This window comes from Moraxella tarda (assembly GCF_035181405.1).
Classification (GTDB): Bacteria; Pseudomonadota; Gammaproteobacteria; order Pseudomonadales; family Moraxellaceae; genus Moraxella.
Map to the genome: position 1 here is coordinate 1 of NZ_JAYGGV010000005.1, position 21,351 is coordinate 21,351.

General features: G+C 42.2%; 23 protein-coding genes, 1 tRNA gene, 1 other RNA gene and 1 riboswitch. Of the genes, 8 read left to right on the forward strand and 17 right to left on the reverse strand.

Annotated features, from left to right (window positions below):
• Nucleotides 1-164: 164 nt before the first annotated feature.
• From U9670_RS07020 to nfsA, 8 genes are all read right to left on the reverse strand, one after another.
• Nucleotides 165-241: transfer RNA gene (locus tag U9670_RS07020), tRNA-Met, on the reverse strand.
• A 68-nt stretch (nt 242-309) separates the two neighbouring features.
• Nucleotides 310-678: RNase P RNA component class A (gene rnpB / locus U9670_RS07025), an RNA gene on the reverse strand.
• A 35-nt stretch (nt 679-713) separates the two neighbouring features.
• Entirely contained in the window at nt 714-962 is a 249-nt protein-coding gene (locus U9670_RS07030; RefSeq protein ID WP_323842303.1) for a YfhL family 4Fe-4S dicluster ferredoxin, read from the reverse strand.
• Between the two features lies 1 nt (nt 963).
• On the reverse strand, nt 964-1,461 hold the full coding sequence (gene coaD / locus U9670_RS07035) for a pantetheine-phosphate adenylyltransferase (RefSeq protein ID WP_323842302.1): 498 nt from the start codon (nt 1,459-1,461) through the stop codon (nt 964-966).
• Between the two features lie 160 nt (nt 1,462-1,621).
• A complete protein-coding gene (locus U9670_RS07040; RefSeq protein WP_323842301.1) occupies nt 1,622-2,596 on the reverse strand; it encodes an ABC transporter substrate-binding protein in 975 nt (324 codons plus the stop codon).
• 42 nt (nt 2,597-2,638) lie between these two features.
• Entirely contained in the window at nt 2,639-3,382 is a 744-nt protein-coding gene (locus U9670_RS07045) for an ABC transporter permease (protein WP_323842300.1), read from the reverse strand.
• Nucleotides 3,379-4,095: an ABC transporter ATP-binding protein gene (locus U9670_RS07050; RefSeq protein WP_323842299.1), complete on the reverse strand. Its 717-nt coding sequence runs from the start codon at nt 4,093-4,095 to the stop codon at nt 3,379-3,381. Before U9670_RS07050 ends, U9670_RS07045 begins: the two co-directional genes overlap by 4 nt.
• 45 nt (nt 4,096-4,140) lie before the next feature.
• A riboswitch (TPP riboswitch) is annotated at nt 4,141-4,232 on the reverse strand.
• A 100-nt stretch (nt 4,233-4,332) separates the two neighbouring features.
• On the reverse strand, nt 4,333-5,115 hold the full coding sequence (gene nfsA, locus U9670_RS07055) for an oxygen-insensitive NADPH nitroreductase (protein ID WP_323842298.1): 783 nt from the start codon (nt 5,113-5,115) through the stop codon (nt 4,333-4,335).
• Between the two features lie 185 nt (nt 5,116-5,300).
• On the opposite strand from nfsA, the gene smpB reads away from it, so the two are divergent.
• Together smpB and U9670_RS07065 are read left to right on the forward strand one after the other, a co-directional pair.
• The gene (smpB, locus tag U9670_RS07060) at nt 5,301-5,768 is read left to right on the forward strand and encodes an SsrA-binding protein SmpB (RefSeq protein ID WP_323842297.1); all 468 of its coding nucleotides are present in this window, start codon (nt 5,301-5,303) and stop codon (nt 5,766-5,768) included.
• Between the two features lie 159 nt (nt 5,769-5,927).
• Nucleotides 5,928-6,482 (forward strand): hypothetical protein, encoded by a 555-nt coding sequence (locus tag U9670_RS07065; protein WP_323842296.1) that lies wholly within the window; start codon nt 5,928-5,930, stop codon nt 6,480-6,482.
• Nucleotides 6,483-6,562: 80 nt separating this feature from the next.
• On the opposite strand, the gene U9670_RS07070 is transcribed toward U9670_RS07065, so the two are convergent.
• The 9 genes from U9670_RS07070 to rpmI all read right to left on the reverse strand — a co-directional run bounded on the left by U9670_RS07070 (nt 6,563) and on the right by rpmI (nt 15,953).
• Entirely contained in the window at nt 6,563-7,456 is an 894-nt protein-coding gene (locus U9670_RS07070; RefSeq protein ID WP_323842295.1) for a DMT family transporter, read from the reverse strand.
• A 130-nt stretch (nt 7,457-7,586) separates the two neighbouring features.
• Complete coding sequence (ligA, locus tag U9670_RS07075) at nt 7,587-9,656, reverse strand: NAD-dependent DNA ligase LigA (RefSeq protein WP_323842294.1); 2,070 nt, start codon at nt 9,654-9,656, stop codon at nt 7,587-7,589.
• Nucleotides 9,657-9,733: 77 nt separating this feature from the next.
• Nucleotides 9,734-10,636: a cell division protein ZipA C-terminal FtsZ-binding domain-containing protein gene (locus U9670_RS07080; RefSeq protein ID WP_323842293.1), complete on the reverse strand. Its 903-nt coding sequence runs from the start codon at nt 10,634-10,636 to the stop codon at nt 9,734-9,736.
• 230 nt (nt 10,637-10,866) lie between these two features.
• Nucleotides 10,867-11,130, reverse strand: coding sequence for a type B 50S ribosomal protein L31 (locus tag U9670_RS07085; RefSeq protein ID WP_323842292.1), 264 nt, complete (start codon nt 11,128-11,130; stop codon nt 10,867-10,869).
• A 213-nt stretch (nt 11,131-11,343) separates the two neighbouring features.
• The gene (locus tag U9670_RS07090) at nt 11,344-11,649 is read right to left on the reverse strand and encodes an integration host factor subunit alpha (RefSeq protein WP_323842291.1); all 306 of its coding nucleotides are present in this window, start codon (nt 11,647-11,649) and stop codon (nt 11,344-11,346) included.
• 37 nt (nt 11,650-11,686) lie between these two features.
• Complete coding sequence (gene pheT / locus U9670_RS07095; RefSeq protein ID WP_323842290.1) at nt 11,687-14,086, reverse strand: phenylalanine--tRNA ligase subunit beta; 2,400 nt, start codon at nt 14,084-14,086, stop codon at nt 11,687-11,689.
• 60 nt (nt 14,087-14,146) lie between these two features.
• On the reverse strand, nt 14,147-15,175 hold the full coding sequence (pheS, locus tag U9670_RS07100) for a phenylalanine--tRNA ligase subunit alpha (protein WP_323842289.1): 1,029 nt from the start codon (nt 15,173-15,175) through the stop codon (nt 14,147-14,149).
• 188 nt (nt 15,176-15,363) lie between these two features.
• Complete coding sequence (gene rplT / locus U9670_RS07105) at nt 15,364-15,720, reverse strand: 50S ribosomal protein L20 (RefSeq protein ID WP_323842288.1); 357 nt, start codon at nt 15,718-15,720, stop codon at nt 15,364-15,366.
• A 38-nt stretch (nt 15,721-15,758) separates the two neighbouring features.
• The gene (gene rpmI, locus U9670_RS07110) at nt 15,759-15,953 is read right to left on the reverse strand and encodes a 50S ribosomal protein L35 (protein ID WP_323842308.1); all 195 of its coding nucleotides are present in this window, start codon (nt 15,951-15,953) and stop codon (nt 15,759-15,761) included.
• A gap of 256 nt (nt 15,954-16,209) precedes the next feature.
• On the opposite strand from rpmI, the gene hisIE reads away from it, so the two are divergent.
• The 6 genes from hisIE (at nt 16,210) to U9670_RS07140 (ending at nt 21,305) form a co-directional block, all read left to right on the forward strand.
• Nucleotides 16,210-17,010: a bifunctional phosphoribosyl-AMP cyclohydrolase/phosphoribosyl-ATP diphosphatase HisIE gene (hisIE, locus tag U9670_RS07115; RefSeq protein WP_323842287.1), complete on the forward strand. Its 801-nt coding sequence runs from the start codon at nt 16,210-16,212 to the stop codon at nt 17,008-17,010.
• A 116-nt stretch (nt 17,011-17,126) separates the two neighbouring features.
• Nucleotides 17,127-17,348 carry a Sec-independent protein translocase subunit TatA gene (tatA, locus tag U9670_RS07120; protein ID WP_323842286.1) on the forward strand — a complete coding sequence of 74 codons (222 nt, stop codon included), beginning with the start codon at nt 17,127-17,129 and terminating at the stop codon, nt 17,346-17,348.
• 24 nt (nt 17,349-17,372) lie between these two features.
• Entirely contained in the window at nt 17,373-18,005 is a 633-nt protein-coding gene (gene tatB / locus U9670_RS07125) for a Sec-independent protein translocase protein TatB (RefSeq protein ID WP_323842285.1), read from the forward strand.
• Nucleotides 18,002-18,757 (forward strand): twin-arginine translocase subunit TatC, encoded by a 756-nt coding sequence (gene tatC, locus U9670_RS07130; protein ID WP_323842284.1) that lies wholly within the window; start codon nt 18,002-18,004, stop codon nt 18,755-18,757. Before tatB ends, tatC begins: the two co-directional genes overlap by 4 nt.
• A gap of 62 nt (nt 18,758-18,819) precedes the next feature.
• Nucleotides 18,820-20,307: a UvrD-helicase domain-containing protein gene (locus U9670_RS07135; protein ID WP_323842642.1), complete on the forward strand. Its 1,488-nt coding sequence runs from the start codon at nt 18,820-18,822 to the stop codon at nt 20,305-20,307.
• 20 nt (nt 20,308-20,327) lie between these two features.
• A complete protein-coding gene (locus tag U9670_RS07140) occupies nt 20,328-21,305 on the forward strand; it encodes a tRNA dihydrouridine synthase (RefSeq protein ID WP_323842282.1) in 978 nt (325 codons plus the stop codon).
• Nucleotides 21,306-21,351: the final 46 nt, after the last annotated feature.

Below are 21,351 nucleotides of genomic sequence, written 5' to 3' on the forward strand. Positions count from 1 at the left end.
TTTAACTGGTTATTTTTTTAATTTTTAAAAGTAATTAAATAAAATATTAAAATTAATAACTAATAGTTAAATAGGTTTAAAAAAACTGGGTTGGTTTTGTAGCAATTATACAATATAATTATATTAAGTCAAGTGTTTTAAACAAAAATTTAATTAATTATATCTGGTGGCGATGAAGAGACTTGAACTCTTGACCTCACGATTATGAGTCGTGCGCTCTAACCAGCTGAGCTACATCGCCATTACAACAGGTGCCAAATTATATAGACAATTTTATTTGTTGTCAATGATAATTTTGCATTTTTTTTAAAAAAAGGCAAACCGATAAGCCGGGTTCTGTCGTGGACAATCATTCATCTAGGCGTATCATCACTGATACGCTCAAGCAACCTACCCGTGTCCCAAGCGGGCCGCTCGTTGGACACCTATTTGGTCTTGCTACGAGTGGAGTTTACCATGCCATGAACTGTTACCAGTCATGCGGTGCGCTCTTACCACACCCTTTCACCCTTACCCATATATTATATACTAAAATATAGGCGGTCTACTCTCTGTTGCACTGGTCGTAGGCTTTCACCCCCTAGCTGTTAGCTAGCACCCTGCCCTATGTAGCCCGGACTTTCCTCTCTTTTTTGATTTGATAAACAAATAAAAAACAGCGATTGTCTGGTTTGCCAAGAGGTCATTATAGCATAGAATTTAGAAAAATAAAGTCATTGCTTGGCGATTCTATGAAATTTTGCCAACAAAGTCGCCTCACTCTCATCGTAATTTAAGTCTTTTGGAATGCAATCAACAGGGCAAATCTCCACACACTGCGGAACATCAAAATGCCCCACACATTCGGTACAAAGACTTGGGTTGATCACATAAATGTCGTTACCTGCTGAAATCGCTTCATTTGGACAAACTGGCTCACAAACATCACAATTAATACATTCTTCGGTAATTTTTAGCGCCATATTATTTGACCGTAAATTTATTAATAAAGCTCGTCATGACAGTACGCGGTACAAACTTAGATACATCACCACCCAACCTTGCTACTTCACGCACCAAAGTTGATGAGACAAATGAATATTCCTGCGATGGTGTTAAAAAAACAGCTTCAAAATTCTCATCAAGACTTCGGTTCATATTCGCCAAACCAAACTCATATTCAAAATCGCTGACTGCACGCAAGCCACGAATGACCGCTTGAACATTCTGCTCTTTGGCAAAGTCCACCAAAAGACCTTCAAAACCAACCACTGACACCTTTGGATTGTTTTTAAATACCGATTCAACCATCATCACTCGCTCATCAAAACTAAATAGCGGTTTTTTATGATGAGCGAATGCCACAGCAATAATAACCTCATCAAACAATCGCAAAGTACGATTAACCAAATCAATATGGCCGTTGGTAATAGGATCAAAAGTACCAGGGTACAAGGCTTTTTTTGGGAGGTATGCAGTCATTAGCTTTATTACAATTCATCTATCATCATATGTATATGCTATCAAATTTTTGCAAAATTTTAAACTCATTTCTCATGATTGCCATGTTTTACTACTCTGCAAATAAAAAACACACCATAAATAGGCGTGTTTTTTTATTTTCCAGATTGGTTTTGTTACATCAAGGCAACTCGATTGCATATTCACTGACATTTGGTAAAGTTTTGACAAAGTTTTGTTCTTGCATGAATGATGCCATATTTTCATAACGCAACTCATCAAGTGCTTTTGGGTTTTTTGCCAAATGTGGCAGAGTATCAACCCACGCCATACGATTTAACTCATTGTCTAGCTCACTTGGCTTGTAGGAGATAAATACTTTCCATGCACCATCTGGATCGGCCTTAATAAAATCTGTCGCCTGCTGAATGGCGGTCATAAAGCGAGCCATTTTATCCTCTTGAATGTGTTCATGATGAGCAACAAAAATCAACTCATCATAGGCTGGTACACCATGCTCTTCTGGATAAAATGCCATCCCTTCACGCTTTTCTATTTTTAATTGATTCAATTCAAAATTACGCAATGAACCAATCACCCCATCAACCAAACCACTAAGTAACGATGGCGATAGCGACCAATTTACATTCACCATTTGCACATCATCTGCTGTCAAGTTGGCGGATTTTAGCATGGTTTTTAAAAGTAAGTCTTCAAAACCACTCACAGAATAGCCAATTTTCTTGCCTTTTAGATCTTCTAATTTTGTGATATTGCTGTCTTTTAGTACCACCAAGCTGTTTAATGGGGTGTCAATCAGCGTGCCAATTCGCACCAATGGCAAACCTTCAGCAACTTGCTGCTGTAACTGCGGCTGATAATCCACCGCAATATCCGCTTGCCCCGAGGCAACCAGCTTTGGTGGCATAGATGGATCGGCAGGCTCGATGATTTCAACATTGAGTCCCTGCTTAGCAAAATAGCCTTGTTGCTGAGCAATGATGATGGCAGCATGATTGGGATTGACAAACCAATCAAGCAGTAAAGAGACCTTTTGGGTTTCGGTTTTAGTATCGTCGTTTGGCTTTGGTGAACACGCCATCAAAATGACGGAAGCCAAAATAATAAGCACACCCATAAGTTTTGATGTTTTCATACATAATCCTTATCAATCATCATTTGAATCAACGGTTTAATTTTAGTGAATATGCGCCACCCAAGGAGCCAAGCGTTTTAAAAAATAATCGCCTAGAAAATATAGGATAAGGGCAATAACCAGCAGTACAAATAACGCAACAAACATCAAATCTACTTGCATTCTGGCATTAGCATGAAGCATAAGATATCCAAGCCCTTGTGATGAACCTACCCACTCCCCCACGACTGCGCCGATGGGTGCAATACAAATGGCAATTCTCAGCCCAGATGTCAAAGCAGGCAGGGCCGCAGGTAGCTTTACCTTAAATAATATCTGCATGGGCGTAATGTGGTAGGTCTTGGCAATATCAAGCCAAGTTTTGGGAGTCTGACGCAGCCCATCAAAGCACCCTGCCGTAACAGGAAAATAAATAATCAACACCGTCATGACAATTTTAGAAGCAATGCCATAACCAAACCACAGTACCAGTAAAGGTGCGATGGCAAACACAGGAATCGCTTGAGAGATGACGAGTATTGGCAATAACACAGATGAAATTTTTTTAGAGCTACTCAAAATCAATGCTGAGACGACGCCCATCAATACACCAATACCCAAGCCAAGTAAAATTTCAACCAGTGTGATTTTAGCGTGTTGCCAAATGAGGGCATAATTTTCCAAAAAAGACCAAAAAACAAGCTTAGGGCCCGGCAAAATATAGTGTGGCAAATCACCAATCATTACAACCAACTGCCAAAATAAAAGCAGCAATGATAAGACAACTGGGGTTTTTAGCCACTTCATAAAACACTCCCTGACAATTCGCTCAAAAGCTGCGTGTGTAACTGAGCAAATTCCACATCATCTAGGCCTCTAATAGGGCGTGAATTGGGACTAATTTTTGCCACAATGGTTGCAGGTTGATGTTTTAATATATAGATATCATCACTAAGACGAATGGCCTCTTGGGGGTCGTGCGTAATAAGTAAAACAGTCTTATCTTTTAAAAGATGATGCGACAAAGTCTGTAATTCATGGCGAGTTATCGCATCAAGTGCTGAAAATGGCTCATCCATCAGCACCAAATTGGCATCACTCATCAGTGTACGAGCCAAAGCCACACGCTGACGCTGACCGCCTGACAATTCATAAGGCCGCTTGTGCAGATGGTTGGTCATCTTAACTTCATGCAATAAATACAATGCTTTATCTTGTATTTGGGCGGACTTTTTGCCAGACAAATGTGCATATAACTGCACATTATCCAGTACTGACAACCACGGATACAATGCGTCCTGCTGAGCCATATACGCCAAAATCGTACCATGAGCCATGCTCATGGTCCCATCAAAACTGGTCTCAAGCCCTGCAATGACCCGAAGCAAAGTTGACTTGCCCACACCAGATGCACCCAACAAACTGGTAAAATGCCCTTGGGTTAAGATAAAGTTAAAATCCTGAAAAATTTGTTGCCTGTCAAAGGTTAGTGACAAGCCCTCAATACTGACGCACGGCATGTCAGTACAACTCAGGCAAAAGATTGAATGAAAAAAGGTTAAAAAAGAAAGGCATGATTAGTTTCCTACGACAGCATTAACTGACAGGTTCACGGGTATCATCTCAGCCGTCAGTGACAGCACCCCGACTAGGTTTGGCTTGGTATTTTTACACCATGATATTATAATGTATTGATGAATATATTGTAAAGCCCTTTACATAACAGCAAAGGGCTTTGTGGTGAGAGATTGGCACAATCAACGCTTAGAAAAACCTTGTTTTTGTAAATATTCAAGCATGAATGGACGCACCTTGCCACCAAAAGTCGTGGCAATTTGTGTAGCCCAATCCAAATCCAACCCACGGCCATTATAGTATTCTTTTACTTGCTCATTATAAGCAGATAGCTTTTCATCGCTGGCCACTTGATAAGTATCAGTTGAGACCAACACATCAAGCGGTAAGCGTGGACGCTGTGATTGATTAATTTTAGACTCCCAATCAGGGTGTCCCAAGCACAAACCGAACAAAGGCACAACATGCTCAGGCAATCCCAAAACCTCGCCTGCTCGCTCAATGTCATTACGCAACGATCCGATGAACACACCGCCCAACCCCAAGCTCTCAGCAGCAGAGAGTACATTTTGTGCCATCAAAGCCGCATCAATTGCACCAATCAGCGTAACTTCCGTCCAATCTGTCTGCACATCAGCAAGCTGATTGTGGCGTTTTGCATCCATACAAAACACCAAGTATTCAGCACAAGACTCTACATAGCCATGCCCCAAACGCTTGCCATCAGCCAAGGCTTGATGATATTCTTCTTCGCTCATATCGCATGAAATCTGGCGTAAGGCAGTACGCTTGGCAGTATCTTTAATGCGAATGATGCTTGATGCCTGTAAAAAACTAGAAGTTGAAACCGCACGCCCTGCCTCCAAGATTGCCACCAACATTTGCTCAGAAATTGGCTCGCCTGTGTATTTACGCACTGAGCGATGATTTAGCAGGGTTTCAATGGTTGGCGCACTATTGAGCATGATACTCTCCTTTTGGTTTGATTATTGTTCAAAAAAAATCTTATTCATGGTATCAAGTATCCACTTTAAAAGCAAACTGATTTGTCAGGTTTTTTAACAACTGACAATATAACAAACACACTACTTTATAGACGATGATATTTTGCTATAATAGCGGTCAATTTAAAAAATATCAGGACATGAACATGGCAAAAAAACCAAGTAATCAAATTTGTGCCAATAAAAAAGCAAGACACGAATACTTTATTGAAGAGACCTTCGAGGCTGGCATTGCATTAGAAGGCTGGGAAGTCAAATCCATTCGTGCAGGCAAAATGACCATCACAGAATCTTATGTGATTTTTAAAAATGGCGAAGCATTCTTATTCGGTGCACACATTCAGCCACTACTTACCAGCTCTACACACATTAACCCCGATAACATTCGCACCAGAAAGCTACTCCTTAATCGCCGAGAGATTGATAAATTGTTTGGCTTAATCAATCAAAAAGGCTATGCGGTTGTGCCATTATCCTGCTATTGGAAAGCATCGCGTGTCAAATGTGAAATCGCTTTAGCCAAAGGTAAAAAATTACATGATAAGCGTGCCACCTTAAAAGAACGAGATTGGCAGATGGACAAAAAACGAGGATTTAAGACAGATTTGCGTTAATTGCATGAATGCTACAAACAAGATGGGCAAATTTTGGGCAATCACTGGCTTTTAATCTTGATGATTGTATTTTTGTTTTTTTATTAGGTTTACACACAAAATTAAGCCAAAATAGGCGGTATTTACTTTTTTAAAATTTAAGTTACATTTAAGGTTTTTATGAAAAATTCTTTCATCGTTCTTGCATTTGTCTGCTTGGTTGTCGCCTGCACTCAATCAGAGTCAATCGTACCAAAACAATCAAAAACAGGTGGCACCGAACAAACCCAAGAGCAAGACCTGCACGACAAAGAACTGGTAACATCGTCTAGCGATGACATACCAGAGGCCAAACCCATAATTACCACCGATGGCAAAATCCAAATTGATTGGTCATTCATTGACACCAAGGCCACACAAGCAACATTAGCCGATTATCAATATCCAATTGCCATTGATAGCACGGCCGTCAAAAACTATGCCTCTACCTATGGCATCAGTCCTGCCAAAGCTCAGCACAGCATTGTCGTCAGCATGGCAGCTCCCGAAGCCTTGGGCAAATTACTTGACCAATTAGAAGACACCTACATCAGCCATGAATTAACTGATGGTGCAAACATCAAACTTATCGTTCATACCAAAGCCAATGTCATCGCAGACCAACACGAATATGTATTTGCTGATAAGTTCGGTGAGGGTTTGGTATTACCGATTGAAATTCGCCCAAACAAATAAAATTGATTGGTTATTGGGCAGATAATAAATCAAAAAAGATTGGGTATGCCAATCTTTTTTGATTTAGCAAGGCAATCGCACTATTTTTTTACGCCCAAAGAGCCTAGATAAATGGCAAACATCACAAGCAGTGCTCCACCCCACTGCATGCCATCAATTACTTTTTGTAACCAAAAATAATCAATCAAAAGTGCCGCCACAGGCTCAGTAAGTAGCAACAGCCCCGTCAAAGACAGTGCTAATTTTGGAATTGAATAAGCAATCAGCCCCCATGCCAAGCACTGCATGATCGCCCCATAGACCACAATCCAGCCCCACTCACTCATTGTCGCTGGTATTATTTGCCCCCAATTCCATATCAGCATCATGGGTAATAATGCCAATGCACCACCGACACCCACCAGTGTCATCATTGGGAAAATCTCAACTTTGGTCACTTCATGCGTACATCTGACAAACACCATTGATAATGCCAAAAATGCCCCAGACGCAACACCTGAAATAAAACCCCATGGTGCCGTAACATTACGCACGAATTCAGGACTGGCAATCATGGCCACACCAATCATGGCAAGCACAAGACTTAGCAGCTGTATTTTAGACTGTTTTTCACCAAACCACGCAAAGGCGATTAATGCCAAAAAGAAAATTTGCAAGCTGTTGAGCAGTGTTGAGATTCCTGGTCCGACCGCATAAATGCTTTCATGCCATAACGATAAATCTATTGCCAGTGCCGCCCCAGATAGACCTGCCAGTATCTTTGCTTTTTTGTTGGTTGGAAATTTTTGTTGAAAAAACTTAGCAAGCACCAAGAAAATGATGGCAGAGATAAGTAATCGCCAAAATGCCATCGCAAAAGCACCCACGCCATCAACATGGGCAACAATCAAACTGCCAAGACCAAATAAAATACAACCAATGAACAACCCAAACATGGACAACAAATTACCTTTGTTTTTGATGATGATTGTCATCTTGTAAATTTTCCCTTTGATGATAAAAATATTTTTTTATTGTAACTTGGTTTTGTAACTTAGTTATTCTATGGCTCTATGGCGATTTTTTAGGTTCAAATTTATGTTTAGCCCAAATTTTTAGAATGATTCACACCAATGATAAGCGGTCATTTTCGCTCAGTAATGTCAAAAATTCATTTTCTTGGACAATTTTGATGCCAAGCTGCTCTGCTTTATTCAATTTTGAGCCTGCTTTTTCACCAGCCAGCAGGGCACTTGTCTTGGCAGATACCGAGCCTGAAACTTTTGCTCCAAGTGCCTGCAAATGTGCTTTTGCCTCATCACGCCCCATGACAGACAGCGTACCAGTGACCACCCAAGTTTGCCCATTTAGCGGTGCATTTACCGACTGCACCCCAGCCGACTGCCATGAGATACCCGCTGATAATAACTGGTCAATCACCTTGGCATTATGCTCACTTTGAAAAAACTCAATGATGTTTTGGGCGGTAATCTCACCAACATCTGGCACATTTAACAGCTGCTCAATCGTTGCCTTTCTCACGACCTCAAAATCATCAAAATGCTGAGCCAAATTCAAGGCGGTTGTCTCGCCCACACCACGAATACCAAGTGCAAAAATAAAGCGTGGCAAGGTAGTGTTTTTGGACTTTTCAATGGCATAAAGCATATTATTAACCGACTTTTCCCCCAAACCCTCTAGCGTCATCAAGTGGTCTTGATGGTCTTTTAAGATGTAAATATCTGCCACTGTACACACCAATTTCATCTCAAAAAATTTAATCAACCACTGCTCTCCTAGTCCATCAATATCCATTGCTCGACGCGACACAAAATGCACAAGTGCCTCTTTTGATTGTGCAGAACAATACAAGCCACCTGTACAACGAGCCAATGCCTCACCTTCTGGCAGTACCACCTTGGAGTTGCATACAGGGCAAGTCTTTGGCAAATCAATGGGGCTGGCCGTATCATCTCGCAGCTCAGTCAAAACACCAGACAACTTTGGAATGACATCGCCTGCTCGATGGACGCTAACCATATCACCAGCCATCAAACCAAGCCGTTCAATTTCACCAAAATTATGTAAGGTAACATTGCTCACCGTCACGCCGCCGACATTGATAGGTTCGAGTTTTCCCACAGGCGTCAATTGACCTGTACGCCCAACTTGCCACTCTACCGCCACAAGACGAGTAACAGCACTTTCGGCGGTAAATTTATAGGCAGTTGCCCAGCGAGGCTCACGACTTAAAAAACCCAAATCATTTTGCAAGGCAAGTGAATTAACCTTGACCACCACGCCATCAATTTCAAAAGGCAAATCAGCACGAGTCTTGGCGATGCCATCATAAAAATCCTGTACACCTTTTGGAGTGGCAGAGGTAGCAAATGGCGCTGTTTCAAAACCAAGCATGGTCAGATATTCCAGCGAGCCACTTTGGGTTGTGATATGATCTGGCAAACCCTGATTCACCGAATACCCAAAAAATGCCAATGGACGAGCCGCCGCAATGGCAGCGTTTAGCTGTCGCAGACTGCCTGCAGCGGCATTTCTAGGATTGGCAAAGACTCTATCACCACGCTGGGCACTGTCTCGGTTTAGTTTTTCAAAACCCGCCTTAGGCATCAGTACCTCACCACGAACTTCGAGCAAGGCAATGTCCTTACAGCTTGGCAAAACAAGTGGCAAATTGCGAATGGTACGCACATTATGCGTGATATCTTCTCCCACTCGGCCATCGCCACGAGTAATCGCCTGATAAAATATGCCGTTCACATATTTTAAAGATACCGCCAAGCCATCTAGTTTTAACTCCATTTCAAATTCTGGATTTTGGTTTTTTGTGTCCAAACGATCATTAATTCGCTTGACAAAAGCGGATAATTCTTCAAAACTAAATACATTGCCCAAGGACAGCATGGCAATGTCATGCATGACCTGCGTAAAAGCAGGCAGTGGCTTATCTCCCACTTTATCCGTGGGACTATCAGGCTGTTTTAGGTGCACATATTCACCCTCCAAAGCAGCCAATCTTTGTTTTAGGCTGTCATATTCACCATCACAGATGGTGGGATTGTCAAGCACATAGTAGGCATGATTGTGTTTTTTAAGGGCATCAATGAGCAGACGCATTTGGCTAAGTGCAGATTGTTGCTCACGCATTTTATCGTCAAAACTAAATAAATCAGTCATGGTACATTCGCTATTTTTTTAAATTTTAACTAAGACAAAAAACCGCCTTGAACAGACGGTTTGAAAGCTAACAATCATTATTGATAGTCAGCAGCAATGGCACGCATTTTGGCAAACTGAGTCTCATCAAGCGGATAACCATTCTCATCATACAAACTGGCACCCAAATCATCAGCGATCATCTGTGCCACCGACACCATGCTATCAAAGCCACGCAGAGCGTGCGGATGTGGCAATGACAAGAATAATAGCAAGCTATGAAACTTACTCTCAGCCAGTTCATTTAAATCAAATGGTTGCACTCCCTCATCGCTTGCCCCAAGCATACTAAACCACAAATCACCCATACCATTATCATGCTCATAGCGATGAAACATATTCATGACGCCATATTTTAGACCATAATCTCGCACGATATTTAGCACTGTTTTGCCTGACAGTCCTGCAAATTGGTTGTGAGGCGTAATCATCACCGTGATGGTATCTTGGGCATTTAACAATGGGCTGTTATCCTGATCAAAGACCTCTTGATTGCTCAAATGTTTATCAAGCAATGGTGAATTTTGCTCAAATGAATGATTCAGCTCACGCAATGGCTCACTCTCTTCGTGCGTTGGAATAGTTGGAATATCGGCTGAGATTACCGAGCTGATCGTTGATTCTGCATTGGTTGTGCCTACCGTATCTGACATACCATCAGCCTGAGGACGCTCACTCACCACAGGCGATGACACAGCCACTGCTGCCATATTAGACAACGCATCTGGCACATCGCTCTCACTTTGTGTGGGTGTAGAATCAACAACAAGGTGAGTTCGTTCATTTCTCGGTGTAATCGGCAAGCCGTTTTTGTGATTTACATCGCCATCAGTCTTTGACTTGTTTTTACCTTGAACTGCACGCAAAAACACAGGTCCCAACAAAAACAACCCCACAATAATAGCGATTATTGCAATGATTATCCAAACATTATTGTCCATACTCACCCCAAAAAACTTGACATCAAAAACTTAATATCAAAATAGTCATTCACAAACCATCATAGTCTATCATGACACGCCCCATTCGTCATCTGTTTGTTAAGTAATTTTTTAAGTTCTACTTAGATGCTTTGCTCAGTTGTGTATTATTTTAAAGATTGGTAAACCAAAACATCAAAAGAAATAAAAAAAACCGCCCAAATAGGACGGTCTTTTTTAGATGGTAAGACTTAGGCTTTTTTGCCACGACTTGCAAATGCACCAAAACGCTTATTGAAGCTAGCAACACGGCCTTCATTGGCAGCTTTACGCTGTTCGCCAGTGTAAAATGGGTGCGATGCACTTGAAATATCAAGTGGGTAGTATGGGTATTCTTTGCCTTCGTACTCACGAGTCGCTTTAGTAGCAACAGTTGAGCGGGTTAGGAAGTACACATCAGCATTGGTGTCATGAAACAGTACTTCTTTGTAATCTGGGTGAATATCTTTACGCATAATAATCGTCCAATAAACCTAAGCACTAATACATACTGCCTTGGCAACTTTTGCCATTACAGCCGAACATAGCCACGCCATCACCAACCAACTTTGGCACAACGCACCATATTTTATCTATTAGCCCACTTAGGTGGGAAAGAAAAATGAACTCATATTATAACAAAGCAGCTTTTTCTTTTCAAGCCAAAGCATTAAAATAAACGCCCAGCACTAAGTTGATTCACCTTGATTTTGCATCTCAACACGATTACGAAACTTTTGCCCTGCTTTAAAAGTTACCACACGGCGTGCCTTAACAGGTATGCTCTCGCCTGTTTTTGGATTGCGTCCTGGTCGAGATTTTTTATCTTTTAATTCAAAATTACCAAAACCAGAAATTTTTACTTCTTTGCCCTCAGCCAAACTTTGGCTGATTTGCTCAAAAAATTTATCCACAATCTTGCGTGCATCTTGGCGAGTGATGCGTAAGCGAATGGTTAGGCGGTTAATCATATCAGCCTTGGTTAATGCACTCATGATTTTTCCTTATTAATCAATAATTTAGCATAAATTATTAGCTATCTCGAAGCTGTGCACCATGCTTATTGGTCAAAGTCTTAGCAACCTTATCCATCGCAGATTTGATCACCTCATCTTCAAGGGTCGCATCAACACTTTGAAACAACATGGCAAAAGCGAGTGATTTTTTTCCTTCTGGCAGACGGTCGCCTTGATACACATCAAATAGCCACAAATCTGTCAAATATTTGCCAGCAGAATGACGAATATCATTCATCAAGTCTTGCCATCGCACCGATTTATCTACCAAAAATGCCAAATCACGACGCACGCTTGGAAATTTGCTCGGTGCATTAACAGCTTGACTGGTACGCCATAAACCCAACAAAGTCTCAATAGAAAATTGACCCACCCAAACTACTGGCAAATCAAGCGATTTAGAAATGCTCGGGTGTAACTGACCAAACCAACCCACACGCACGCCATCTACCAACAAATACGCACTTTGACCAGGATGCAAGAATGACAAGTCTGCTGGCTCATAACTCATACATGACTTATTTAAACGCTGTGGCAATAAACTTTCAACATCTCTTTTGAAATCAAAAAAGTCCATCGCACGCTTATCATAAATACTCTCATCAGCAAACAGTCCTGTTGCTACGATAGCAAGACTTGGTGTCTGTACCAGATTTGCAATGTCTTGACCCACAAAAGAAAGTCCAGTTTCAAACAAGCGTACACGAGACTGCTGGCGTTTTAAATTATAAGACACCACAGGCAGTAGGCTTGATAATAGTGTGCGGCGCATTACCGCAAGCTCTGATGAAATTGGATTGGCCAGTGGTAATGCCGCACCCAATTGCTCATCATCAAACAACGCCTCAACCTTAGCATCGCTAAAACTAAAACTCACCGCCTCAAAATAACCTGAATTTGCCAAAGTTAATTTAAGCTCATGAGTTAAGTCTGCTGTATTATCATAACTCATGTCTACAGCAAAATTTGGCAAGCAAGCAGCAATATTATGATAACCATAAATACGCGCAATTTCTTCAACCAAATCCTCAGGGATATTGATGTCAAAACGGTGACTTGGTGGCAAGCAGGTAAGTTGTTGACCATCAAATGTGGTCTTGATTTCAAGACGAGTTAAAATATCCACCACTTCATCAGCAGGCAAACTGATCCCTAAAAGCTGTTCGATCTTAGCAAATGATAGGGTAATTGGCTCACGCTTGGGCAGTTTGGCAACATTTTCAACCGTGCTGATTTGGCCGACTTGTCCACCTGCGATGTCATGAATCAAGGCAGTGGCACGATTTAGAGCAGTCAATGGCAACTCAAAATCTACCCCTCGTTCAAATCGCTGACTGGCATCTGTATGCAAACCAAAGCGTCTGGCTCTAGCAGCGATGGCAAGCTGATGAAAATGGGCAGATTCTAGCACTATATTTGTCGTTTCGTCTGTTACTGCCGAACGCAACCCACCCATAATACCAGCAAGTGCAAGCACACCCATCTCATCAGCAATCACCAACTCATCGCCTGTCAGCGTGATGGTCTGTTCATTCAGTAGCTCAACTTGTTCGCCTTGATGTGCAGTACGCACTACGATATCACCGACAATTTTATCTGCATCAAAAGCGTGCAGTGGCTGACCCAGCTCAAGCAAGATAAAGTTGGTAACATCAACCAAAAAATTATGCGAGCGAACACCTGATGCCGTCAAATACTCAGTTAACCATTTTGGGCTGGCAACCGTACGGTCAATGGCACCAACATACTGTGCCAAATAGCGGGGACAAGCATCATCATTTAGTACTTTGACATCAGGCTTAATGCCAAGTGTTGGTGTGATTTGGTAAATTTCTGGGCGATTGAGCGATAAACGGTTAATCACGCTGATTTCACGAGCCAAACCCAATGCACTAAAACAGTCGCCACGATTTGGTGTGATGGAGACATCAAAAATCACCGCATCAAGCCCCAAATAATCACGAATATCCTTACCAATCGGTGCGTCAGATGGCAATTCTAACAGCCCATCAATCTCATTTTCTAGCCCAATTTCAGACGCTCCGCACAACATACCTTGCGATTCTACACCACGCAGCTTGCCTTTTTTAATATTAAAAGGTTTGCCATCAATAGGTGGCAACACGGCACCGACTTTTGCGACAGCAACTTTTAGCCCTGTACGGACATTAGGTGCACCACAGACGATTTGCAAAAGTTCTGGCTCACCAACATTCACACGAGTAACACGCAAACGATCAGCATCTGGGTGTTGCTGACAATCAACCACCTCTCCTACAACGACACCACTAAACGCAGGAGCAACTGTATCTGCACCATCTAATTCGAGCCCTGCCATCGTAAGCTGTTCACCAAGCTCTGCCGATATATTAGCAGGGTTTACCCATTGTCTTAGCCAATTTTCACTAATTTTCATACAATCATCAACACTCTTTTATTTTTTTATTCATTTGAACCAATCGCTTCAAACCACAATTTAAGCAAACTGTTTTAAAAACCGCAAATCATTTTGGAAAAACAGTCGTAAATCACTGATGCCATAATACAGCATGGCAAATCTTTCAATGCCCATACCAAAAGCAAAGCCTGTGTATTCATCAGGGTTGATGCCGCAATTGCGTAGTACTTGCGGATGCACCATACCGCAACCCAATACCTCTAGCCACTTTCCGTTATCCGATAAAATATCCACCTCGGCTGATGGCTCGGTAAATGGGAAAAAAGAAGGGCGAAAACGCACCGTCATCTCCTTGCCAAAAAAGGCATTCAAAAACTCATGAATAATGCCTTTTAGTTCGGCAAAATTTGATGACTTAGAAATCATCAAGCCTTCCATTTGATGAAACATTGGCGAATGTGTCTGATCGCTATCGCAGCGATACACACGACCTGGGCAAATGATGCGAAGCGGCGGCTCACTACTTTCCATCGTGCGAATTTGTACACCACTGGTATGCGTTCGCAAAAGGTAATGTGCATCAAAATAAAAGGTGTCGTGCATTGCCCGTGCAGGGTGATGGTCAGGGATATTTAAGGCTTCAAAGTTATAATAATCACTTTCAACCTCAGGGCCTGTCGCCACGCTAAATCCCGCTTGAGTAAAAAACTGCTTCATACGCTGCGTGATGTGCGTAATCGGATGTAGGCTACCTGTCGCCACGCCACGAGCTGGCAAGCTAATATCGACTTGCTCACTGGCCAGTTTTTCATTCAATGCCAAAAACGCCAAAAACGCCCCACGCTCATCAAAAGCCTTGCTAAGACGAGTGCGTAGCTCATGCAAATACGCCCCGTAGGTCTTTTTACCATCAGCATCCAACCCACCCATTTGCTTAGATAGGACAGTTATCTCGCTTTTTTTTCCTTGTAGGGCGACTTTCAGTTCTTGTAACTGAGTTTCATTTTGTGCATCATCAATCAACTTGCAGGCCAAATCAGCAAAATTAGCAAAATCCTGCTCGTTGAGTTCGGATAGAGGCTGGTTTAGGGTAGGTATTGTAGTCATAAAAGGCAACTTGCTAAAGTTTTATCAGAAAATAATAGAAAAATAAACGACTTATTGTAAATAATTCACTTTAAAATGTAAATAAGCGATTCATTATAATTAACAATTTGGCACATGATAATTGCAATAAAACCGCAACACGAAAACGCATTGCGGTTTTAGATTTTGTCATTTAGCAAAAAGCTAAATTATGCCAAAGCTGATTTTGCTTTTTCACAGATGGCAGTAAATGCTACTGCATCGTGCATGGCGATGTCTGCTAGGATACGGCGGTCAATATCAATGTTTGATTTTTTCAAACCATTAATCAGACGGCTATAAGACAGACCATTTAGGCGTGCACCAGCATTAATACGAGCAATCCACAAACGGCGGAATGAGCGTTTTTTGTTACGACGGTCTCTATATGCATATTGACCAGCTTTCATTACCGCTTGTACTGCAACACGATACACACGAGAGCGTGCACCATAGTAGCCTTTTGCACGGGCTAGAACTTTTTTATGACGGCGATTAGCCTGTACACCACGTTTTACACGAGCCATTTTATTCTCCTAAAATTTAAAAAATATCTATGAAAGATTTATAGATATGGACACATACGGCGGATTGATGGAACATCAGCTACATGAACCATGACGCAACCACGCAACTGGCGGATACGCTTAGGAGATTTTTTGGTCAAAATGTGGCGTTTATAAGCTTGTTTACGCTTAAAGCCATTTGCTGTTTTTTTGAAACGCTTTGCAGCACCACGCTTGGTTTTAAGTTTCATAATAACCTCTTTGTTAATCATAAGCCTTGCGACTTGACAAACCTTTTTGCCACTTTCTTTGTTATGAACAAAGATGGACTGAAGGTGGGGCGTTCATTATAACAAAAACAAATCCACCTTGCAAGCATACAGATGTCTTTACTTGATGCTTATTTGGCGTTACAATACAAAGACAATTAATGCAATAAGATTAATAGTGTTTATTTAATTTAGATAATTTTTAGATGATTAAAAATTAAAAAAAGCTAAGGTTTATTTCATGTCAAATTGGCTAGACGCCCTAAAATTCAACGATGATGGATTAATTCCCGCCATCGCCCAAGACCGCCAAACAGGGCAAATACTCATGATGGCATGGCAAAACCGTGAGGCGTTAGAACTGACAGCCCAGACTGGCACAGGCGTGTATTTTAGTCGTTCTCGTGGCAAGCTATGGCACAAAGGCGAATCAAGTGGGCACACGCAAATCGTCCACGAAATCCGCACTGACTGCGATGCCGATACCATCACACTCATCATCACGCAAATTGGTAACATTGCCTGTCATACAGGAAGGACAAGCTGTTTTTATCAACGACTAAATATGGCAAGTCTGACTTGGGAGGTCGTTGAAGGGGTCATTAAAAACCCTGATGAAATTTATGGCAAGACCCATCATAACCATGACAGCTTGATACAAAGCCACAATGCTACCAATGTGCCTACCAATGTGCTTGGCCAGCTGGATAAAATTCTAAATGAACGCAAAACCGCCGACAAAGACAGCTCATATGTCGCAAGTCTTCACCACAAAGGACTCAACAAAATATTAGAAAAAGTAGGTGAAGAGACAATTGAGGCCATCATTGCTGCCAAAGAGTTGCAACTTGCCAAAAGTCTTAACAAAAACGACAATAAACAAAAAGCGGACATGGTTTATGAGGTGGCAGATGTATGGTTTCATAGCCTTGTAGCATTGTCGCATCTGGGTTTATCAAGCCAAGATGTGCTAGATGAGCTTGGCAGACGCTTTGGACTTTCTGGCATTGATGAGAAAAATGCACGCACAATAAAAAGCTGAGCATCGTGCTTTTTATGATCTTTGTCATCACTTTATTAAAGTTTTGTGATAGACTATCTTTAAAACATTTTAATGATTTTTTATCTAACTCATCTAACAATCAATAAGGATAAATCATGGGCAGTTTTTCTATCACGCATTGGCTGATTTTATTGGTGGTGGTGGTGGTCATTTTTGGCACTTCTAAGCTAAAAAATGCTGGCAAAGACCTAGGCTCTGCAGTCAAGGGCTTTAAAGAAGCAGTCAAAGAAGAAGATAAACCACAACTGGCCGAAAGCGACAATCAAACCCTTGTTGCTCAAATCAAAGAAATAAAAACCAACAAAACCGAACTTTAATTCATTGGTTAATAAGGCACTGTCTTGCTAAATCTTGGTTTTTTTGAATTCATGCTGTTTGGCATCATCGCACTCATCGTGTTAGGCCCTGAAAAATTACCCATTGCGGCACGCACCTTGGGCAAATGGTATGCTAAAATTCGTCGTATGTCGGCACGCCTACAAAGTGAGTTTGTCAGCGAGTTACAACTTTTGGAAGTTCAAGAAGAGCTAAAAAATGAGCTTACTAAAATCAAAGAATCTGAAGCCAAAATCCAAGCTCAAATGGCAGAGCTTCAACGCACGCTTGATAAAACCAAACGCACCGCTCATGCCAATAAACAACACATCATGGATGCTTGGCAAGACAATCATTTAAAAAATGATGATTTAACTGACAATACAGCAGATCGCACCAGTTCAAATGATGGTGCAATTGATGACAACAGCAAAGGCGATGACAGAGGCAACAATCCAACCAAAAGCGCAGAGGGCCTAAGTGAATCAACCGCTACACTTGAAACAGCTTTTAACATTCCCATGGTCAATCGTTGGTTTTTATTGGGCAATTATGACAAAAAACGCCGACTGCCGACTGCCCCATTTTTGCCAAATCACCAAGCTGATCCTCTACTTTATACCCACGATACTTACGCCCAAACATCTAAGACACCATGACCAACCAAGCTCATAACGATGCCGATATGCCTTTAATGGCACATTTTACCGAATTACGCACACGGCTCATTCGTATGCTTATGGCAGTGGTTTTGGTATTTTTAGCACTGGTAGGATTTAGTCGCAAGCTGTATGATTTCATCTCCACCCCCTTAGTTGCTCTGCTACCAAATGAAGCCAGCCTCATTGCCACTGATGTTGCATCAGGATTTCTTGCACCCATCAAGCTGACCTTTTTTGTTGCATTATTTTTGGTCATGCCTTTTATTATTGCTCAAATTTGGGGGTTTATCTCGCCTGCTTTATACAAGCATGAAAAAAAAATGGCTGTACCATTATTATTATCTGCCATTGTACTATTTTATGCAGGCGTAGCGTTTGCTTATTTCATCGTACTGGTGCCTACATTGAAGTTTTTTGTCATGTTTGCCCCTGATAATGTCCTGCCAATGACCGACATTCAAAGCTATTTGGACTTTGTCATCAAGCTGTTTGCAGTCTTTGGCGTGATGTTTGAAATTCCCGTGGCGATACTGTTACTTGTGCTGATGCAGATTGTCAGCCCACAGGCATTGGCGGACAAACGCCGTTATATCATTGTTGGCTGTTTTTTTATCGCCGCCATCGTTACACCGCCCGATGGAGCAAGTATGCTCATGCTTGCCATCCCCATGTGTCTTTTATTTGAATTTGGGCTGATGATGGCAAAAATGCTTGTCAAAAAACCATCAATCTCTGCCAAAGACTCATAAACCAGCCATCTAACTGTGCTACTGTGTTATAATCATTTGTTTTTTATTGCTTATCTTTGCCCATGAACCAGACCGCCATGCACTCACCCACCGACGAGCAGAATGCTGCCCTACAAATGGCAATGACAGGGCAATCGTTTAAAATTGTCGCCTATGCAGGAGCAGGCAAGACCACCACCCTAAAACTTATTAGCCAAAATATGCGTGGGCGTGGGTTATACTTGGCATTTAATAAAGCGATCGCCAATGAAGCACAGGGCAAATTTCCATCAAATGTGCGATGCCAAACTTTTCATTCGCTTGCTTTTCGTCATGTCAATCGTGATATTACCGCTAAAATTAGCTTGCCACGCCTAACACCCTCCAAGCTTGCCAATGAGTTGAATTTGTCTGCCATTCAAGTTGAACGGAATATTGATGGCATTAAAAAGCCCATTTTGCTCACGCCTGCCAAACTTGCCAACATCATCTCAGAAAGTTTGGCTAATTTTTGTAAGACATCAAGTAGCTATCCTGCACCACGCCACATCACACCACCTTCGTGGCTGGACGAAAAAGACAGCGAACAGCTACAAGCCATGCTTTACCCAGCTTTGGAACAACGATGGCTTCAGTCCATCGATCCTCGCCACCAGTCGGGCATTGGGCATGACATTTATCTAAAACTTTGGACGCTTTCAGACCCCATCATTCCTGCCGACTTCATCTTATTTGATGAAGCCCAAGATGCAGACCCCCTGATGATGGGTGCATTAATCCGTCAAGACAAACAAACCATCTATGTTGGTGATGCTCATCAACAGATTTATGAATGGCGTGGGGCATTAAATGCCATGAAGCGACTGCCTTATCCACAAACCCTGCTCACACAGTCTTTTCGTTTTGGTGAGAATATTGCCAAAGTTGCCAATGTATTTTTGACTGCTTTGCAAGAAACAACTCCCTTAAAGGGCAATCCTACCACACCAAGTCATATTGCAAAACTGCTTGCCAATGGCAAAAAAGATGCCATTCTTTGTCGTACAAATGCCACCGCCATGAGCCAGTTGCTGTCAGGGCTTAAAGCTGGACACAAGGTATCTTTACAGGCCGACAGCGACCGCATTTTGCGTTTTTGTCATGCTGCCGAGAGCTTAAAAACTGGCAAGTCCGCCTATGGTGTGCCAGAGCTTGCGTATTTTAAACATTGGGGCGAGGTGCAAGAATTTAGCGAAACTGGCGAAGGCTCTGACCTAAAAACATGGGTCAAGCTCATTGAGGAACACGGCTCTCAAACCATTTCAAATGCCATCAAAAGCCTAACCACCCAAAGCCATGCCGACTATGTTGTCTCCACCGCCCACAAAGCAAAGGGTCTGGAGTGGAATCGGGTACAAATTGGCGATGATTTTTTGTATGATATAAGTCGCCACAGCATCAAAATTAGCCCTGAAGAGCTACGCCTGCTCTATGTGGCGTGTACTCGTAGCAAAGAAGTACTTGATATTCATCACATCAGCGATTTGATTGCCAACCTAGCACTTGATGACAAGAAGTTGATTTATAAATAATCCATTCATACAGCAACCACATGACCGATTTTCATCACCTATTTAATCGCCCTGTCCGCCTGCTCGCCCCAATGGAGGGCTTGACTGACCCATTGATGCGACAAATCTTGACCCAAATCGCCTATGATTTGGGGCGACCTTATGACTGGGCGGTCAGCGAGTTTATTCGTGTTACCCATTATCCTTTGCCCACCCACACTTTTTTAAAGTCTGTGCCAGAGTTATTGACGGACGGCAAAACAAAAAGCGGTACTCCCATTCATGTACAACTGCTTGGCAACAATCCTGAGACCATGAGCCAAAGTGCGATGACGGCGGTAAACCTTGGGGCAAGTGCAATTGATTTAAACTTTGGTTGCCCTGCCAAAACGGTCAATAACCACAAAGGTGGTTCGGTGCTTTTGGAAGAACCAGAGATTTTGTACGCCATTATAAGTTCGGTCAGAAATGCCGTGCCAAGCGAGATTCCAGTATCGGCAAAAATCCGTCTAGGCTACACCGACACCTCCAAGATGTACGAAATCGGACAAGCAGTCAAATCGGCAAATGCAAGCTGGCTAACCGTCCACGCCCGCACCAAAGTAGATGGCTACAAACCGCCCGCCTATTGGGATAAAATCGCTCCCTTTACTGAGCTTGGACTGCCAATCATTGCCAATGGCGAGATTTGGAACGCTGACCACGCCAAATGCTGTGCCGAGCAATCCGCCACACCGCATTTAATGCTGGGGCGTGGTGCGGTTACTCGTCCTGATTTGATTGCCAATATTCACAACGGAGCAACGCTTGATTGGCAAGGGCTTGTGCCTTATCAACTCGCCTTTTTACATGACGACACCGACAATCAAGGCGGACTTGTTGGGCGGTACAAGCAGTGGCTTGGAATGCTGACAAAGGGTTATACGGAAGCTGAAAGCCTTTGGCAAATCGTCAAAAAACTCAAAACCAAAGACGACATCATTCATGCGTTAATGCAACCTATGCACCCATCTGCTTAGGCATTGATGAGACAAAATCTTTATTAGGAATAATTTGCACTTGCAC

What these genes read in the sequence shown, in the direction of transcription:
- U9670_RS07090 (WP_323842291.1), bottom strand. Translation starts at nt 11,649, where the DNA reads ATGAGTGCATTAACCAAGGCTGATATGATTAACCGCCTAACCATTCGC.
- ligA (WP_323842294.1), bottom strand. Translation starts at nt 9,656, where the DNA reads ATGACTGATTTATTTAGTTTTGACGATAAAATGCGTGAGCAACAATCT.
- U9670_RS07135 (WP_323842642.1), top strand. Translation starts at nt 18,820, where the DNA reads ATGAACCAGACCGCCATGCACTCACCCACCGACGAGCAGAATGCTGCC.
- tatA (WP_323842286.1), top strand. Translation starts at nt 17,127, where the DNA reads ATGGGCAGTTTTTCTATCACGCATTGGCTGATTTTATTGGTGGTGGTG.
- nfsA (WP_323842298.1), bottom strand. Translation starts at nt 5,115, where the DNA reads ATGCTCAATAGTGCGCCAACCATTGAAACCCTGCTAAATCATCGCTCA.
- U9670_RS07040 (WP_323842301.1), bottom strand. Translation starts at nt 2,596, where the DNA reads ATGAAAACATCAAAACTTATGGGTGTGCTTATTATTTTGGCTTCCGTC.
- pheS (WP_323842289.1), bottom strand. Translation starts at nt 15,175, where the DNA reads ATGACTACAATACCTACCCTAAACCAGCCTCTATCCGAACTCAACGAG.
- U9670_RS07080 (WP_323842293.1), bottom strand. Translation starts at nt 10,636, where the DNA reads ATGGACAATAATGTTTGGATAATCATTGCAATAATCGCTATTATTGTG.
- tatC (WP_323842284.1), top strand. Translation starts at nt 18,002, where the DNA reads ATGACCAACCAAGCTCATAACGATGCCGATATGCCTTTAATGGCACAT.
- U9670_RS07140 (WP_323842282.1), top strand. Translation starts at nt 20,328, where the DNA reads ATGACCGATTTTCATCACCTATTTAATCGCCCTGTCCGCCTGCTCGCC.
- U9670_RS07045 (WP_323842300.1), bottom strand. Translation starts at nt 3,382, where the DNA reads ATGAAGTGGCTAAAAACCCCAGTTGTCTTATCATTGCTGCTTTTATTT.
- hisIE (WP_323842287.1), top strand. Translation starts at nt 16,210, where the DNA reads ATGTCAAATTGGCTAGACGCCCTAAAATTCAACGATGATGGATTAATT.
- smpB (WP_323842297.1), top strand. Translation starts at nt 5,301, where the DNA reads ATGGCAAAAAAACCAAGTAATCAAATTTGTGCCAATAAAAAAGCAAGA.
- pheT (WP_323842290.1), bottom strand. Translation starts at nt 14,086, where the DNA reads ATGAAAATTAGTGAAAATTGGCTAAGACAATGGGTAAACCCTGCTAAT.
- U9670_RS07085 (WP_323842292.1), bottom strand. Translation starts at nt 11,130, where the DNA reads ATGCGTAAAGATATTCACCCAGATTACAAAGAAGTACTGTTTCATGAC.
- rplT (WP_323842288.1), bottom strand. Translation starts at nt 15,720, where the DNA reads ATGGCTCGTGTAAAACGTGGTGTACAGGCTAATCGCCGTCATAAAAAA.
- U9670_RS07070 (WP_323842295.1), bottom strand. Translation starts at nt 7,456, where the DNA reads ATGACAATCATCATCAAAAACAAAGGTAATTTGTTGTCCATGTTTGGG.
- coaD (WP_323842302.1), bottom strand. Translation starts at nt 1,461, where the DNA reads ATGACTGCATACCTCCCAAAAAAAGCCTTGTACCCTGGTACTTTTGAT.
- U9670_RS07050 (WP_323842299.1), bottom strand. Translation starts at nt 4,095, where the DNA reads ATGCCGTGCGTCAGTATTGAGGGCTTGTCACTAACCTTTGACAGGCAA.
- U9670_RS07030 (WP_323842303.1), bottom strand. Translation starts at nt 962, where the DNA reads ATGGCGCTAAAAATTACCGAAGAATGTATTAATTGTGATGTTTGTGAG.
- U9670_RS07065 (WP_323842296.1), top strand. Translation starts at nt 5,928, where the DNA reads ATGAAAAATTCTTTCATCGTTCTTGCATTTGTCTGCTTGGTTGTCGCC.